Source organism: Nocardia citri, from assembly GCF_054065835.1.
In genome coordinates this window covers 85847-99688 of record NZ_JBSUQM010000001.1, presented here as the reverse complement: position 1 = coordinate 99688, position 13842 = coordinate 85847, and the positions used below count along the sequence as shown (strand labels likewise).

The 13842-nt window shown below is 67.5% G+C and carries 19 protein-coding genes; 11 read left to right on the top strand and 8 right to left on the bottom strand.

Annotated features, from left to right (window positions below; translation table 11 throughout):
* The first annotated feature begins 2 nt into the window (after window positions 1-2).
* The 9 genes from ACW2Q0_RS00495 to ACW2Q0_RS00455 are packed head-to-tail and all read left to right on the top strand — an operon-like array spanning window position 3 to window position 7130.
* On the top strand, window positions 3-1043 hold the full coding sequence (locus ACW2Q0_RS00495; RefSeq protein WP_457184922.1) for a hypothetical protein: 1041 nt from the start codon (window positions 3-5) through the stop codon (window positions 1041-1043).
* Between the two features lie 10 nt (window positions 1044-1053).
* A complete protein-coding gene (locus ACW2Q0_RS00490) occupies window positions 1054-2130 on the top strand; it encodes a hypothetical protein (RefSeq protein WP_457184920.1) in 1077 nt (358 codons plus the stop codon).
* Window positions 2127-3167 (top strand): hypothetical protein, encoded by a 1041-nt coding sequence (locus ACW2Q0_RS00485; RefSeq protein WP_457184918.1) that lies wholly within the window; start codon window positions 2127-2129, stop codon window positions 3165-3167. The genes ACW2Q0_RS00490 and ACW2Q0_RS00485 overlap by 4 nt, the downstream gene beginning before the upstream one ends.
* The gene (locus ACW2Q0_RS00480) at window positions 3164-3796 is read left to right on the top strand and encodes a hypothetical protein (protein ID WP_457184916.1); all 633 of its coding nucleotides are present in this window, start codon (window positions 3164-3166) and stop codon (window positions 3794-3796) included. Before ACW2Q0_RS00485 ends, ACW2Q0_RS00480 begins: the two co-directional genes overlap by 4 nt.
* On the top strand, window positions 3789-4604 hold the full coding sequence (locus ACW2Q0_RS00475) for a peptidoglycan recognition protein family protein (RefSeq protein WP_457184914.1): 816 nt from the start codon (window positions 3789-3791) through the stop codon (window positions 4602-4604). The genes ACW2Q0_RS00480 and ACW2Q0_RS00475 overlap by 8 nt, the downstream gene beginning before the upstream one ends.
* Entirely contained in the window at window positions 4604-4990 is a 387-nt protein-coding gene (locus ACW2Q0_RS00470; protein ID WP_457184912.1) for a hypothetical protein, read from the top strand. The genes ACW2Q0_RS00475 and ACW2Q0_RS00470 overlap by 1 nt, the downstream gene beginning before the upstream one ends.
* Window positions 4980-5252: a hypothetical protein gene (locus ACW2Q0_RS00465; protein WP_457184910.1), complete on the top strand. Its 273-nt coding sequence runs from the start codon at window positions 4980-4982 to the stop codon at window positions 5250-5252. Before ACW2Q0_RS00470 ends, ACW2Q0_RS00465 begins: the two co-directional genes overlap by 11 nt.
* Before the next feature lies 1 nt (window position 5253).
* A complete protein-coding gene (locus tag ACW2Q0_RS00460) occupies window positions 5254-6696 on the top strand; it encodes a hypothetical protein (RefSeq protein WP_457184908.1) in 1443 nt (480 codons plus the stop codon).
* Window positions 6697-6701: 5 nt separating this feature from the next.
* The gene (locus tag ACW2Q0_RS00455; protein WP_457184907.1) at window positions 6702-7130 is read left to right on the top strand and encodes a hypothetical protein; all 429 of its coding nucleotides are present in this window, start codon (window positions 6702-6704) and stop codon (window positions 7128-7130) included.
* A 93-nt stretch (window positions 7131-7223) separates the two neighbouring features.
* Here the strand turns inward: ACW2Q0_RS00455 and ACW2Q0_RS00450 are convergent, their stop codons facing one another.
* The 6 genes from ACW2Q0_RS00450 to ACW2Q0_RS00425 form a co-directional block, all read right to left on the bottom strand.
* Window positions 7224-7811, bottom strand: coding sequence for a DUF2510 domain-containing protein (locus tag ACW2Q0_RS00450; protein WP_457184905.1), 588 nt, complete (start codon window positions 7809-7811; stop codon window positions 7224-7226).
* Window positions 7812-7912: 101 nt separating this feature from the next.
* Window positions 7913-8248: a Clp protease N-terminal domain-containing protein gene (locus tag ACW2Q0_RS00445; protein WP_457184904.1), complete on the bottom strand. Its 336-nt coding sequence runs from the start codon at window positions 8246-8248 to the stop codon at window positions 7913-7915.
* 16 nt (window positions 8249-8264) lie between these two features.
* Complete coding sequence (locus ACW2Q0_RS00440; RefSeq protein WP_457184902.1) at window positions 8265-8609, bottom strand: hypothetical protein; 345 nt, start codon at window positions 8607-8609, stop codon at window positions 8265-8267.
* A 217-nt stretch (window positions 8610-8826) separates the two neighbouring features.
* Window positions 8827-9114 carry a helix-turn-helix domain-containing protein gene (locus ACW2Q0_RS00435; protein WP_457184900.1) on the bottom strand — a complete coding sequence of 96 codons (288 nt, stop codon included), beginning with the start codon at window positions 9112-9114 and terminating at the stop codon, window positions 8827-8829.
* Window positions 9096-9374: a hypothetical protein gene (locus tag ACW2Q0_RS00430; RefSeq protein WP_457184898.1), complete on the bottom strand. Its 279-nt coding sequence runs from the start codon at window positions 9372-9374 to the stop codon at window positions 9096-9098. Before ACW2Q0_RS00430 ends, ACW2Q0_RS00435 begins: the two co-directional genes overlap by 19 nt.
* 162 nt (window positions 9375-9536) lie before the next feature.
* Window positions 9537-9719 carry a hypothetical protein gene (locus ACW2Q0_RS00425; RefSeq protein WP_457184896.1) on the bottom strand — a complete coding sequence of 61 codons (183 nt, stop codon included), beginning with the start codon at window positions 9717-9719 and terminating at the stop codon, window positions 9537-9539.
* Between the two features lie 338 nt (window positions 9720-10057).
* Between ACW2Q0_RS00425 and ACW2Q0_RS00420 the strand changes: the two genes are divergently transcribed.
* Together ACW2Q0_RS00420 and ACW2Q0_RS00415 are read left to right on the top strand one after the other, a co-directional pair.
* Window positions 10058-11284, top strand: coding sequence for a helix-turn-helix domain-containing protein (locus tag ACW2Q0_RS00420; protein ID WP_457184894.1), 1227 nt, complete (start codon window positions 10058-10060; stop codon window positions 11282-11284).
* Between the two features lie 268 nt (window positions 11285-11552).
* Window positions 11553-11768: a hypothetical protein gene (locus tag ACW2Q0_RS00415; RefSeq protein ID WP_457184892.1), complete on the top strand. Its 216-nt coding sequence runs from the start codon at window positions 11553-11555 to the stop codon at window positions 11766-11768.
* Between the two features lie 46 nt (window positions 11769-11814).
* Here ACW2Q0_RS00415 and ACW2Q0_RS00410 read toward each other — a convergent pair whose 3' ends face one another.
* Together ACW2Q0_RS00410 and ACW2Q0_RS00405 are read right to left on the bottom strand one after the other, a co-directional pair.
* Window positions 11815-13422, bottom strand: a complete 1608-nt coding sequence (locus ACW2Q0_RS00410) for a multicopper oxidase family protein (RefSeq protein WP_457184890.1) — start codon at window positions 13420-13422, stop codon at window positions 11815-11817.
* A complete protein-coding gene (locus ACW2Q0_RS00405; protein WP_457184888.1) occupies window positions 13419-13826 on the bottom strand; it encodes a hypothetical protein in 408 nt (135 codons plus the stop codon). Before ACW2Q0_RS00405 ends, ACW2Q0_RS00410 begins: the two co-directional genes overlap by 4 nt.
* Window positions 13827-13842: the final 16 nt, after the last annotated feature.

Here is a 13842-nt window from a genome sequence, read left to right as displayed (position 1 = left end):
CGTTGTCCGACATCGTGTTTCCCGCGCGGCTGACCGCGACGCGGGAGGTCGACCTCGACGGTCTGCCGATCCTGACAGCCACCGTAACGCCGGACGGTGAGGCGGCCGCGCTACCGCTACCACCCGGCCAACCCGGCCCGCAGGGACCGCGCGGGCGCCCCCGGTCGACGTTCGTCAAAGCGGGCACGATCACAGGCGTGGGCGCGCGCCCGACCGGACTCGGCCCGGACGACCGCGGCCGCTGGTGGCATCGGCTCGACGACAACGGCATGGACGTGTGGACCGGCGCGGGCTGGGTGCACTCACCCGGTGCCGTCGGCGCACAGGGGCCCGTCGCCCCGGCCGCCACCATCGCCGCGGTCACCACCACCCACGACCCGGCACTGACCACGCCCGCACTACGCGTCTCCGCCGAGGGGGCGGCGCTCACGATCACCGCGACGGCTCCGGCCGGTGTCGCCGGTCCGGCCGGACCGGCGGGCGCGTCGGGCTCGATCGCTACCGCGACCGACTACGACGGCACGACGGGCCCGACGCAGCGCGGCATGTTCGCGCTCAGCCTGGGCGGGCGTCGCTGGTCGGCGACCGCGCCGCCGAATGGTTTCGGGCCGTGGTCGTGGTGGGACGCCGACCTCGCCGCCGATCAGCTGGCCGACACCGATCAGCTCATAGCGCTCACCGCGACCGTGCCCGCGATGCCGTTTCAGTGGCGGCCGCTGTGCTACGGGAATCTGTCGACCTACTGCGAGTCCTCGACCACCGTCGATGCCGAGGTGCGTGTGCGTCTCGGGTCGGCGACCGGGGTGATGGTCGCCAGCGGTGCTGGCCTGCGCGTGGGTGTCAGCCAGTACCTGATGATCCCGTTCAACCCGACCTTCGGCGACGAGGGCACTAAACCGCTGTCGCCGAGCTCGACATACGCATGTGTCCCCGCCGGTGTGCCCGCGACGCTGCTGCTCACCGTCGAGCGCGTCGGCACCGGCCTCGACATCGGATACGCCCGGTCGCGCGGCTCTTTGACCGTGTGGGCCCAACCCGTCTAGGAGGCAACCCGTGACCACTGTCGGCGACTATTTCGCGGCCGCGCTCATTCGCGGCATCGACGAGGGCATCGGCGGCGAGGGCATCGTGCAGTCGCTACACGTCACCCCGGCCGATGGCGCCCTCGAGCTACCCATCGGCTCGATCGGCCCCGACGGCGACGACGGCGCGGCCGCGATCCCGTTTCGCTGGGAGGGCGATATCGCCGACGTCGCGGCCCTGACCGCGCTCTCTGCGAACCTCGGCCCCGCCCAAGCGGGCAAGGCATGGAGGGTTGTGTCGACCAATGCCCTGATGTATTGGGACGGCCGGCTATTCGAGATCTTCCCCGACGCATTCGGCGGCACCGGCCCGCAGGGTGTGCCGAACTCGCTGTCGATCGGCACCGTCACCACCGGCGCCGCAGGGTCCGACCTCGTCGCCAGCATCACCGGCACCCCGCCCTCGCAAACGTTGAATCTCACGGTGCCCCGCGGTGTGGCGGGCGCGCAGGGCCCCGACGGGCCGCCCGGACCGATCACCGGCGCCTCGGATTTCGACGGCACGGTGACCCGAACCGACGGCATGGTGCCGCTGTGGTCGGCGGCGGCGTCGAAATGGGTCCCGACCGCCTATCCCGGTTGGCGTGGGCCGTGGACGATCACCGAGGGGGAGGCATGGAACGGTGGGGCCGGTTTCGTGGCCTCGGCGTCGGGGGTGTCGACCTCGCCGTACACGATCGCCCAACTCGCCATCCCGGCCCAAGACACCGCCTGGCGGCCGTTCGTGACCGGCGGCGCGGTCGTCCGCACGGCCGCCACCGACCACACATCGCGGGTCGACATCGAGGCGTGCATCGGCTCCGCGGCCGGCCAAATCGTCGCACTCGGCGTCGGCGTCCCCTACGCCACCGACTCATACGCCCGGATGCAACCCCAGTTCCAGAGCTCGGCGATGACACCCGCCTCATCGGTCGGCGTGATCGCCGCCGGTGTCGCGACCACCCTGCACATCGTGATCCGCCGCAACCTCGGCAGCGCGAGCTTCACCTACACCCGCACCGGCGCGCACGTCGCCGCGTGGGCCGTACCCGTGACAGGAGCGCCATGACCGTGTACGACGAGACCGTCTCGATCACCATGCGGTCGGTCGACGACCCGGTCGGGCTGCCCTACACCGTGCACCCGCTCGAAGTGGTCGACCGCGAGGCGCTCGTCGAGCTACGCGAGGGACCACCCGGCGAGCCCGGCCCACAAGGCGCACCCGCCTGGCCGTGGCTCTGGCAGGGCGATATCGCGACCCCGGCGGCGCTGACCGCACTCAACCTCACCACCGCCGACGCCCGCAAGGCGTGGCGCGTCGTGTCCGAGAACGCCATCTACTTCTGGACCGGCATGGACATGATCGCGTTCGCCGCGGCATTCCAGACCCCCGGCCCGCAAGGCGCACCGGCCGCGCCCGCCGGCTCGGCCGTGGCCGGTTCTGTGGGCTCATCGGCGGCCGCGACGCTCACCGGAACCGCGCCAACGCAAGCCCTCGAGGTCACGATGCCGCGCGGCGCGACCGGCGCAACCGGCGACCCCGGCGAGGCGGGCAAGATCTCCGACGCCGCCGATGTCGGCGACCTGACCGCAGCCCGGCAAGGGTCGGTGCTGGCATGGTCGGCGACGGGCAGCCAGTGGCGGCCGATCCCGGCACCGCGCCTCGGCGGACCGTGGGCAATCGCCTCATCGCAATTCGTCGGCGGCTCGAACCTCTCGGCCACAACGAAAACCATTGCGACCATGACGATCCCGGCGCAGCCGATCGCCTGGCGCCCGATCGTGCTGGCCGGGAACATCACCACACAGGTCCATGTGTCGGTGCTCAACGAAGCACACGTCGAGATCGAGATCCGTCTCGGCTCACCCGAGGGCGACATCATCGGCGGCGGCTACGGCATCGGAGCCGCCAACCGCTTCGAGGTGCAGCTCTACCCGCGCTGGCCGCACGCCGTCACACCCGAGTCCGACCTCGGCATCGTCGGCCCATCCGAGACCGCCGTGATCTATGTGATCGCCCGAAAAATCGGCGACCGCAATTACTCGATCGTCACCGCCGGCGCGCAGCTCGTCATCGCCGCCCAACCATTGAGGAACCAGCCGTGACCGACACACCCGAACCCGAGGTGCTACGCACCTTCACCACCGAAGCGGGCCGCAAAGAACAGCAACGCGCCGAAGCTGAACGGCAGCGCGCGACCGAACAGGAACGGATCACCGAGCGCTACCGCGAATTCGCTCGGATGGCGCTCGACGGCAAGCTCCCCGACCCCGGCGAAGTCGCCCCGCTCGACCCCGCCGTCACCGACCTACTCAGCGACCTGGCCATCCTGCACCTGCCCGAGTGGCACAACAGCGCGGGCCGAAAGCTCGCCGATGCCACCGTGTTCACCTTGCCCAGCTCGGCGCGGGTCGCCGCCTACCTCGTCGAACGCGGCTGGCGACGCGACCCCGCCCACGAACAGATCCGGTGGACACCGACACCCGGCGGGCTGCCCGGCCCCCACGACCTCGGCCTGCACATCCGTCCCGACCCCGACACCGGCGAATGGCCCGCACCCGACCCCGAGACGTTCTGGGACGTCGACGAGGTGAAAACTACCCAGCTCCCCGACGGGAGCTGGAAAGCAGAACACCCCCGCGGCTTGGGATTCCAGGCCGCGACCAAGAGCGAGGCACTCGCCGGGATCGTCGAGCGCATCCGCACCAAGATTCAGGAGGCAAACGATGGCTGATCCCACCTGGCTACCCGACGTGCTACGCGCCGCGGGCCTGCAGGTCCGCGAGTACCCCGGTTGGCGCGACCGCGGACACGGCGATTTCGGCGACATCTGGGGTGTCGTCTGCCACCACACCGGCAGCTTCGGCGAATCGCCACGCGGCATCGCCGAGCACCCCGACCTCGGGCTCGCCTCTCAGCTGCACCTCTCACCCGAGGGCGTGTACACGGTGTGCGGTGTCGGCGTCGCCTGGCATGCGGGCATGGGCTCGTACCCGGGCCTGCCGACCAACGGCGCCAACCAGCGCACCATCGGCATCGAGGCCGCCAACGACGGCGGCGGGACCCCCGGATTGCCGCACCGCGAGAGCTGGCCCGACGCCCAGTACGACGCCTACGTGCGCGGTGTCGGCGCGATCCTCGACCACCTCGGCGAGCCCGCCTCGCATGCCATCGGTCACAAGGAATGGGCCGGTGCCGCGCAAGGCAAATGGGACCCCGGCGCCATCGACATGAACATCTTCCGCGCCGACGTGGCACGAGCCATGGACGGCGGCACCCCCACCGAAGGAGACGACAACATGCTCGACGCACTGATCAAGAACTTCAAGGGCTCGACCCTGAAATTCCGAGACCTGTTCTGGTGGCTGGACAAGAACACCAGCCTGACCAAGGACCAGCTCATGGGCCCCGACGAGAAGGGCTGGAAGATCCTCGGCGCGTCCAAGATCGACGACCAGCGCAACAACACCCTCGTCGAGGCGCTGGCCGAGGTGCGCGCCGATATCGCCGAGATCCGCCGGACCCTCGCGGGCGGCAAGTGATGGGACAACACAGCGCACCCGAGGACGCCAGCCAAATCCGCTACCCCTGGCGGACCATGGCGCGCACCATCTTTCAGCTCGTCGTCGGCCTGGCCGCTGCCATGCCGATGCTCATCGCATCGACCGGCCTGCCGACCACCGCCGCCGGCATCGGTACGGCCCTTGCGGTCTCGGCCACGATCACACGGATTATGGCCATCCCGGCCGTCGCCATCCTGATCGCGCGATACGCGCCATGGTTGGCGGCCGAACCGCGAGCCGCTACCGCCCCGACGTTCAACATTTCCGGCACCGTCGACGACGTGGCCGCCGCGGTCGATCGCGTGATGCGCCGCCGAACGCTGGCGCTACGGCGGGGAGAGGGTACCTCGCCCCGTGAACCCTGATCAGATCGCGGCTGTCGGCGCGATCGTCGCAGCCATCATTGGCGGCGCGACAGCCTGGCAGGGCAAGCGCGTCAACGAATTACAGGGCCGCATCGAGAAACTCGAGCAGGAGCTCGAGGCGGCGCACGCCATCGGCCGAGCGGCCATGAAGTACATCCGCAAGCTGTGGCGGTGGAGCGATCAGCGCGACATCGCGCACCAGCGCGGCACCGAACCACCGCCGCAGCCCGATCTGCCCGAGCTGCTGAAAGACGAGGTGTGACATGGCCGAACTGCACCCCCTGGAGTACGGCAAGGTCGTCGGACGCTACCTCGTGAACATCGCCGACGGACCCGACATCGGCGACCTGCCCGAGTTCCTGCCGCTCGCCGGAACCATAACGTTCACTGCCGGCGCGCCCAAGGTCCTTGTCGCCGCAGCCGAACCGGATCCAGCGACCTACGTCCAGCTCCCCGACTACTACGTCGCGAGCCTCGACGAATTCGGTTACCTGACCTGGCGCGGTCGGCGCGGCATCCGCCTCGTCGCCCCCAACGGCGATACCAACCCGACCGGGTGGACATGGCGCGTCTCGTTCGACCTCACCTACGAGGGCAACCGGGTTCCCATCGACTCGTTCGCGTTCATGGTCCCGCCGTACACGCCGGGCCCGGATCCGGATCACCCGGACATCGACGCGACCGGCCTGGTCGATCTGACCCTCGTCTCACCGGTCCCGGCGTCCAACGGCGAGGCCGTCGTGCGCGGGTTGTCGGTGGTCGGCGTGCACCTCGTCGGCGACGCCCTCGTTTTCGAGCTCGACAACGGCGAGGATCTCGACCCGGTTACCGTGCCCGCCATCACCTCGGCCTCGGCCGCCGCGTCGGCCGCCGCCGCCAGCGCGGGCACCGCGTCGACTGCTGCCAGCGACGCGCAGGCCGCGATCAACTCGTTCACGCTCGGCATCGGCACCGTGACCACGGGCCCGGCCGCCGCCGCGGTGCACGGCGGCCCGCCCGGGTGGACGCTGGACCTCACCCTGCCGCCCGGCCCGACCGGGCCCGCCGCACCGGACGCCAGCGCGAGCACCAAGGGCATCATGCGGATAGCCGGCGACCTCGGCGGCGATGCGAACTCGCCGACCGTACCCGGCCTGGCTGGCAAGGCCCCGCTCGTGCACACGCACGCGGCGACGGATATCTCCGATTCGACGTCGACCGGTCGCGCCGTCCTGACGGCAGCCACCCAATCCGCGGCACGCAGCGCGATCGGTGCGGGCACATCGACTCTGGCGATCGGCACCACCGCCGGTACCGCGTGTGAGGGCAACGACTCTCGGCTCTCGGATGCCCGCACCCCTACCGCGGCGGGTCAGGTGTACGACTTCACGATCAAGTCGCACTCCGGAGCCCGTGCCACCGGGGCAGGCAACGTCATCCCCGAAGGCGTGCGCATCGAACGGAACATCTCGATTCAAGCGATCACCATCCGTGGCGAGACCGCGGGCACCGGCAACCTCGTCGTCGAACTCCGCAAGAACGGCAGCAACACGGGTATGCCCGCCGCCTCGACGATCGCGGCGGCCAACCATGCCGCTGATACGACCGTCGCCGCTGGCGGACCGTGGGCAGTCTCAGCTGGCGACAGGCTCATTCCGTACATCACCACTGCCGACAGCCCTGCGGGCAACGGCTTGCAGGTCAGCTTCAAGGCGGTCACCACGTGATGTTTGTGGTGGCGGGCCGCCCAACCTTCCTGCCGTCCGGGATGACCAAGAACGGCAGCACCCAGCCGTGGGCGAGCTCGACTACCTGGGTCGCGATCACCGGCTGGACGGCCAACACCGGGCCCTACCCCGGATCGACTGTCTCCTCGGACAAGCTGGTCGTCCAGGGCACCAAGTCGAACGCGACGATCACCGCCTCTGTGCCGTACAGCAACAATTTCTCGTCCGCGTCGTTGACGATCCGCGTCGTCGATCAAAGTGGCAACGCAATCGGGTCGGCAGGGGTCAGCGTCACCGCGGCGTCGGGCACAGCAACGTGCACGGTGACCGGCGTCAACCTCGCGTCGATCACGAGCGTCGGCATCCAGATGCAGGCGAACTTCTCCGGCGGTGCCGTCGTCTCGGCGACCACCCCGTCGCTGACGATCACATAGCGGAACCCTCACCATCACCTGACACCAACCCACCCCGAAACCACAACGCGCCCCGACCTTTTTCGGTCGGGGCGCGTTTCGTCGTTCCTGGACTCAACGACCAATCGTCTTATTCACCACACACTGGTCTACGGCCTGAACCACGTCGTCGCCCGGCGAGATGTTGAGCGGCGCGGCCGAGGCTTTCGGAAACGTCGTGTTGTTGCGGGCACCGCCGGTCGAGGCGTAGACCGTTCCGTTCGCAATCACCCACACGTCCGACCGCTCTTTCGTCGCGCCGCTGCCGTCGACGATTGTCGCGCCGAGGAACGTCTTGCCGCCGTCGCTGATGACCATCGCATTGGTGAGCGTCCACCCGGCATGCGTGAGGCCAGCCTGCACAAGCGCGGTCGCGTTGTCGGTCGCGGGCGCGCATCGTGGGTCGGACACTGTCGCCGGTCGGGCGGTCGGCGACACTGGCGCCGGGGCCTTGGTAATCGGCGCGGCGGACGTCGCCGAGGGCGGCGCGGGCGAGCTGCTCGCGGCCTGGTCGTCGTCACCTCTGCCAGCGATAGCGCCGACGAGGACGATCAGCACGATCAGGGCCAGCGCGCCACCGAAGATGGCAAGTATCAGCGTGTTCGCCCGCCGCCGACCGGGATTCGGCGGGGCTGGCGTATGTCGTGGTTGCTGCTGGGTCAATGAATCCCCCTGTAATGGCTAGTCGTTACCGCACTGGATCAGGGCGGTGAAGCTGTGCGCCCCAACCGGTATCGGTTGGGGCGCGTTCAGCGTTTCAGAGGTCAAATTGGCGGTTCATAGTGTTCGGTGATCGTGCCATCTGGATATCGAGTGACGACGCGACCATCCGGGAAGTGCTCGACCTCGCGACCATCGAGGAAGCGAGCGCGGTTGCGGACCTCTCGGAAACTCTCGCTATCCATCGTTTTCCTCAGCTGCGCGATGATGCCGTCGAGATCGACCCCCATGCGTTGCAACTGTCGCGTGGGCACCGTTTCGAGGTCGCTGAGGATGGCGAGAAACAGGTGCTCGACGCCCATGTACCCGTCACGCTGTCCGAGCTGCTCGGCGGCGGCGATGATCTGGTCGACCTCCGGCGTGCGGGGGATATCGTTCATCAACCCATCTTCCTGCTCAGGTGCCGAGAACTTCATACCATTGCCAATAGGTCTGCCCCATCTCGGTTATCTGCATGCATTTCCATTTCCGCCAGCCATTGCCTGCCCACGTCTTGACTCCCGCTCCCTTGTTGAGCCGGGAACACGACAGCGTGGGGCTTCCGTCCGGATTCGCCTCTGATTCCGGCCAGTTGGCGGAGTCGCTGCCCTTGCAGGCGCTGTTGTCGTTGTTGGGGTCGACGTGCCCGAACAGGCATGGCCCGTTGACCGGTGTCGGTGCCGCGTCGGCTGGCGGGGTGATCGCACCGAACATCGATGCGGCGATAGCGCAAGCCGCGAGGGCGGCTCTGATGACCTTCAATTTGTTCCTCCATCAGGGATTCCAAGAAGACGGCCCGACCCTTGTGCGTTGGGGTCGGGCCGCTTTTCGCTGTGCAGAGCGACTACTTACTTGGCGGCGGGTTATCGCCCCCACGGCCGAATCACATCGTCACCGCGGTCTTCGCGAGGGTCTTGATTCCAGTTGTCGCCGCTGTTGCCGTCGGGTCCTGGCGTGCAGAGCTCGTTCACCTTGGTTTTCACCTCCTTTCCGTGGTCAGGCGTGGGTGATCTCGGTATTCGAGGTAGGCGGGGCGGCCGATGACCGAGCGGCCGGTAGCGGTGATCTGCCAGAACGTGGGGACCGTGGTGCCACTGGACACCAAGCCTCGGGTTTCGAGGGTGCGCAGCGCAGTGCGAATGGTGGGCGCGCCGAGACCGGTCAGTTGTGCGAGGGCTGGCGCTGTCTCTGTGCGCTCGAGCGCGTGGAGGATGCCCAGCACTTTTGCCTGAGATTCGGTGAGCGCCATCAGGACTCCTGTGCCCATTCACGGACCGCGTCAGCGAAGCGTTCGATGAGTTCGGCCGGTTGACGCTCCAGGGGAAGCGGTGGCCCAGTGAGGGGGGTCCGCTGCGGCAGGGGCTCGGTCTGTATGTCGTGCATCCCGAAATCGGGAAGCTGGTAGATATCGGGCAGGTCGACGATGAATCCGTCGTCGTCGACCATTTCCCATGTGCCGGTGGTGTTCTGCAGGTATCGGCCCGACCAGTCACGCGACACTTTGGCTTGTGGCTCACTCGGCGCCATCGTGCTCTCCCGGTGGGCGTATGCCGTGTCTATCCAGGAACGCCAGCGCGGCCGATTTCCGGGGGCATGGCGGCGTACACCGGGCGTGGAGCCTGACCAGTCCGAGCGCGTGCTTGACGTCAATGGGCGGGTTGCTGTCGGTGCAGTGGTCGTTGATCCAGCTCATCCGAGTGCCACCGAGACAGCGCTGAGAGCATCTTGGAAAGGCTGGCATTCGCCGCCGTGACCGGAGTGCGCGGACAGAAGGTAGCGCGCGTGCTCCTGGCCCTCGATGACGATGTCGCGCGAGCAGTCGCGGGCCGCTGATGCCCACAGGTCGATCTGCTCCCGGCTGGCGCGGGCCATCATCGGACCCTCGCTGGAACGAAATGCTCGGCAACAACGATCAGAATTGCGGGCATCTTGTACCCCCTACGTGTTTGTGTTCTGGAGTTGGAAGCACTCACCGCTGGGGTCCCCCGGCGGCGCGGCGTAGGTGAATCGTGCTCGCCTGGCGGCGTCCGAACTGGTGGCCGCGCCCCACCATGCGAAGTGGGGGGAATCTCCCTACCTGTTCATTTGCCATATCACCACGCGCACAACGCCGTTATGCTGGGGGAACCTCTTCGCGGAGGACATTCGCCCCCGGCCGACGGGCCGGGGGCATTCGCGAACGAGGCCAAACCGCGAAGAAGGACAGGCCAATGCCGAATCCTGACGAACTCGCCGCACGCGCGATAGGCGAGCGCATCCAGAACATTCGCACCCGCACGGGCAAGCCGCGTGCGGTCGTCGCCGGTCTCGTTGGCAAGTCCGAGGATTGGTTGCGCGACGTAGAGAAAGGCCGCCTACAGCACCCGCCCGGCCTCGAGATGCTGCTGCGCATCGGGCAAGCTCTTGGCGTGCGAGACCTGACCGAGATCACCGGCGAGCATGAGCTGCTCGTCGGAATTGCCCGCCGCGCAGGGCATCCCGTCGTACCCGATATTCGCGAGGCTATCGAGTCTGTCGAACTCGCCCCGTTGCCGTCGCCCATCGACCCGACCGAGCTGCGCGTCCGCGTCGAGCGAGCATGGCGGCTGTGGCACACCAGCGTCACGCCGCGCGCCGACGCGGGCGCGATGCTGCCCGAGCTGATTCGCGACGGCCGTCGCGCGGTGCGCACCCTCGACGGGCAGGAACGTCGCACCGCCGCCGCCGCGCTGTCGGGCGCCTACGCGCTGTCCGAGCAGGTGCTCGCCTGGGTCGCTGACGCGCCGCTGCTGTGGCTCGCGGCCGACCGGTGCATGTCCGCGGCCGAAATCGCCGACGACCCGGTCACGCTCGCCGCCGCGAGTTGGGTACTCGGCAACGTTTGGCGCTCGACCTCGCGCGAGGCGGATGCATACCGCCTGGCGCAGGATGCGGTCGCGCTGCTAGAGCCACGCCTCGACAGCGACCGGGAAGCGCAATCGCTGTGGGGTGCCTGCCACCTGCACGGCGCGATCAGCGCGGCACGCCTCGGTCGCGAGGGCGACGCACTGAGGGGTATCGATCAGGCCATGGGCATGGCGCGGGCGTTACCCGCTGGCAGCACTCACCCATGGACGTTGTTCGGCGTCGCAAACACCGAGTTCTCTGCCGTGTCAGTCATGGTCGATATGCGCAAATCCGGTGGCGCGCTCGAGGCTGCGAGCATCGTCGACCCCGATGCGGTGCCGAGCGTCGACCGGCGAGCCCGTCTGTGGCTTGAGCTGTCGCGAGCCTACGGGCAGCAAAAGGACTGGATCGGCACACTCGGGGCGCTGCGGACTGCGGCGTCGGTGTCGGAGGAGTCGATGCGCTGCCATCCGTTGTCGCGCAGTCTCGCGGCCGAGCTGGTGACGCACGGCGGCAAGATCGTCGAGCGTGAATCGAGGGCGCTCGCCGGTCGGCTCGGCGTCACCGCATAGGGCGTGGACGCGGTCCACAAAACGGGCTATTCTCGCCTCTACCAATCCCGGTGAATCCCGATCAATCCCGATGAATCCCAAGGTCACGCGGTGCGAGCTGGGGCGATATGGCGGTTCAAGTCCCCCTTCGCCCACATTCGTTGCGGCTGGTCAGGGGTAAGATCGAATCGGATCTCTGACCGGCCGTCAACATTCCGGTCAATACTCTTGCATCCCACGGGATTTGTCGGCATAGTCACCCTTTCACGGTGGACTGTGTGCCCACTCCATGTTCTGTCCTCACCACGATGGTTCCATCGCCTGGAAAGTGCTGTTCCGGCTGCCCCAGCCCGGCGGCAAGCTCGAGCAGACTTCCGAGACCTTCGACGACCTCGAGTCCGCGCGTAAGTTCGCCGACCTGGTCGAGAAGCATGGAGGCGTCGAGGCCCTGCGAGTCCTGGAAGCCCAGCGCTCCGCAGTAGTCGCCGCGCCGAAGGGGCACTGAATGGTGCGACTTCGTCGTCGATCACCTCGACGGAGTTGCGCGAGCTTCAGCTCTCGCTCGGTTTTCGGGTGGTGAAGTTGGCCATCATGGCCATGTCTTCGTGTTCGAGGTTGTGGCAGTGGAAGACGTATTTTCCGGGGTAGCCGTCGAATCGGATTGCGATGGCTGCTTCTTCGGCGGGTCGTAGATCGATGGTGTCTTTCCATCCGGCGTCGAATGCCTCGGGCTGGCCGATGCCTCGGGAGAGCACTTGGAAGGGGTTGAGGTGGATGTGTACCGGGTGGTAGAAGTCTGCCGTGAGCCGCCATATCTCGACGGTGCCGAGCTCGGGGGCGGCGGCGGTGTCAGTGGGGCTGAACGGGTGTGCGTTGATGAGCCAGCCGCTTTCGTGGTTGACCTCGCCTGGTTGGAAGCGGAAGGTGCGGGTCGCGGCGGCTCGAGCGGTGGTGAGCGTTTCGATCGTGGCGAGACGGTCGGGAACAGTGAACGGGTTGTCGGCCTTGTCACCGACGATGAAGCGCATGATCTGGGATGTGCTGCCGTCTCCGAGGTCGTTGAGCAAGGTGACCGCGGTTCCTGGTTTGTAGCTGGAGAAGTCGATGATGGCGTCGAGGCGTTGTGCGGGAGCGAGTTCGAAATGCTCGTGGCGCAACGGGGCGGCGAGTAGACCGCCGTCCGTGCCGATCTGTGTGAGGGCGGTTTCGGGCTGCGGATCAAGGCGCAGGTCGAGACGCCTGGCGTTGCAGGCGTTGAGGATGCGCAGGCGGTAGGTGGTGCGGTCGACGTTCGCGACTGGCCAGGGCGTGCCATTGACGAGTATGACGTCGCCGAGGACGCCGGCAACGAACGCGCCAGTGACGCCGGGGGTCATCAGTAAGCTCGCATCGATACTCGGGTAGGACAGTGAGCCGTCGGCGGCGAAGCTGCGGTCGGCGATCATCAGGGGAAGTTCCCTTTCCCCTGAGGGCAGGCGTAGGGCATCTTCTTCCTCGTCCCGCACGATATGGAGCCCGGCGAGTCCACGCCACACGCTCGGCCCCGTGAAGTTCATCCGATGGTCGTGGTACCACAGCATCGCCGCGCGTTGGTCGAGCGGATAGATGTAGGTGCGGTGACCATCGGTGGTGTCTCCGAACATCGATGCGCCCATATTCGCGTGGCCCATGCTCATGTACTTGTTCAGGTAGGACCGGTCGATGGGGTAGATGTAGTCGATCGGGTACCCGTCGCTGTCGTGCGGGGTGCGGCCGCCGTGCAGGTGCACGACCGTGGGCACGGGCAGGTTGTTGGTGTGGGTGACCACGGTGGTGCGGGCACGCCGGCTGATGATGGTGGGACCGGGAAAGATCCCGTTGTAGCCCCAGATTTCCGTTTTCACACCGGGCAGGATCGAGGCCATCGCTCGGGTTTGGGTGATCTGGTAGTAATCGGCATCGGCGTCGCGGTGCACCGGGTGCAGCACGGGCGGAACCTGTAACGGCATCGTGAACGGCTCAGGAAGCGGCGCCTTGCTGCGGAGCAGACTGCCGGTCGAGGAGGACCCACCCAGGCCGAGTGCGAATGGAATTCCCACACTTGAACCGATGGCAGCGACAAGCCCGGCACCGACGAACGTGCGGCGGCTGAGTGCGAATCGATGGCGCTGCTCGGTCATCGCTGCCGCCAGGCCCAAACCGGGAGGGCGGTGGCAAGCATGATGATGGTGACACCGAGCGGTATGTGCACGCTGATCGCTCGCGCGAAACCGAGCGTGATCTGCATCGCGATCAAGCCGAAGATGCCGACGTAGGCCAGGATCGGCCACCAGGGACCGCGACCGGGCCACCGCACCAGCACAGCTGCGACGACCGCGACAATGACCGAGATACCGGCGAAGGTCGCGTTCTCCCGATGGGTGTGCAGGGAGTTGTAAGTGCCGGAAAGGAACTGACCGGCGAAGATCGCCTGATTGAACAACATGATCGCTGCGAACGTGCTCGTTGCCCGGAAGGCCCAGCGCGGCCAGCTCGGCGCAGGTGCGCGTTCGGTAGCGATCTTTATTTTTGCATGTGTCGTCACAGGCTGCCCCGATCTC

Excerpts from the sequence above, each read along its gene's own strand:
- ACW2Q0_RS00460 (WP_457184908.1), top strand. The coding sequence starts at position 5,254 with ATGGCCGAACTGCACCCCCTGGAGTACGGCAAGGTCGTCGGACGCTAC.
- ACW2Q0_RS00475 (WP_457184914.1), top strand. The coding sequence starts at position 3,789 with ATGGCTGATCCCACCTGGCTACCCGACGTGCTACGCGCCGCGGGCCTG.
- ACW2Q0_RS00420 (WP_457184894.1), top strand. The coding sequence starts at position 10,058 with ATGCCGAATCCTGACGAACTCGCCGCACGCGCGATAGGCGAGCGCATC.
- ACW2Q0_RS00415 (WP_457184892.1), top strand. The coding sequence starts at position 11,553 with ATGTTCTGTCCTCACCACGATGGTTCCATCGCCTGGAAAGTGCTGTTC.
- ACW2Q0_RS00430 (WP_457184898.1), bottom strand. The coding sequence starts at position 9,374 with ATGGCGCCGAGTGAGCCACAAGCCAAAGTGTCGCGTGACTGGTCGGGC.
- ACW2Q0_RS00435 (WP_457184900.1), bottom strand. The coding sequence starts at position 9,114 with ATGGGCACAGGAGTCCTGATGGCGCTCACCGAATCTCAGGCAAAAGTG.
- ACW2Q0_RS00410 (WP_457184890.1), bottom strand. The coding sequence starts at position 13,422 with ATGACCGAGCAGCGCCATCGATTCGCACTCAGCCGCCGCACGTTCGTC.
- ACW2Q0_RS00445 (WP_457184904.1), bottom strand. The coding sequence starts at position 8,248 with ATGAACGATATCCCCCGCACGCCGGAGGTCGACCAGATCATCGCCGCC.
- ACW2Q0_RS00485 (WP_457184918.1), top strand. The coding sequence starts at position 2,127 with ATGACCGTGTACGACGAGACCGTCTCGATCACCATGCGGTCGGTCGAC.
- ACW2Q0_RS00425 (WP_457184896.1), bottom strand. The coding sequence starts at position 9,719 with ATGGCCCGCGCCAGCCGGGAGCAGATCGACCTGTGGGCATCAGCGGCC.
- ACW2Q0_RS00470 (WP_457184912.1), top strand. The coding sequence starts at position 4,604 with ATGGGACAACACAGCGCACCCGAGGACGCCAGCCAAATCCGCTACCCC.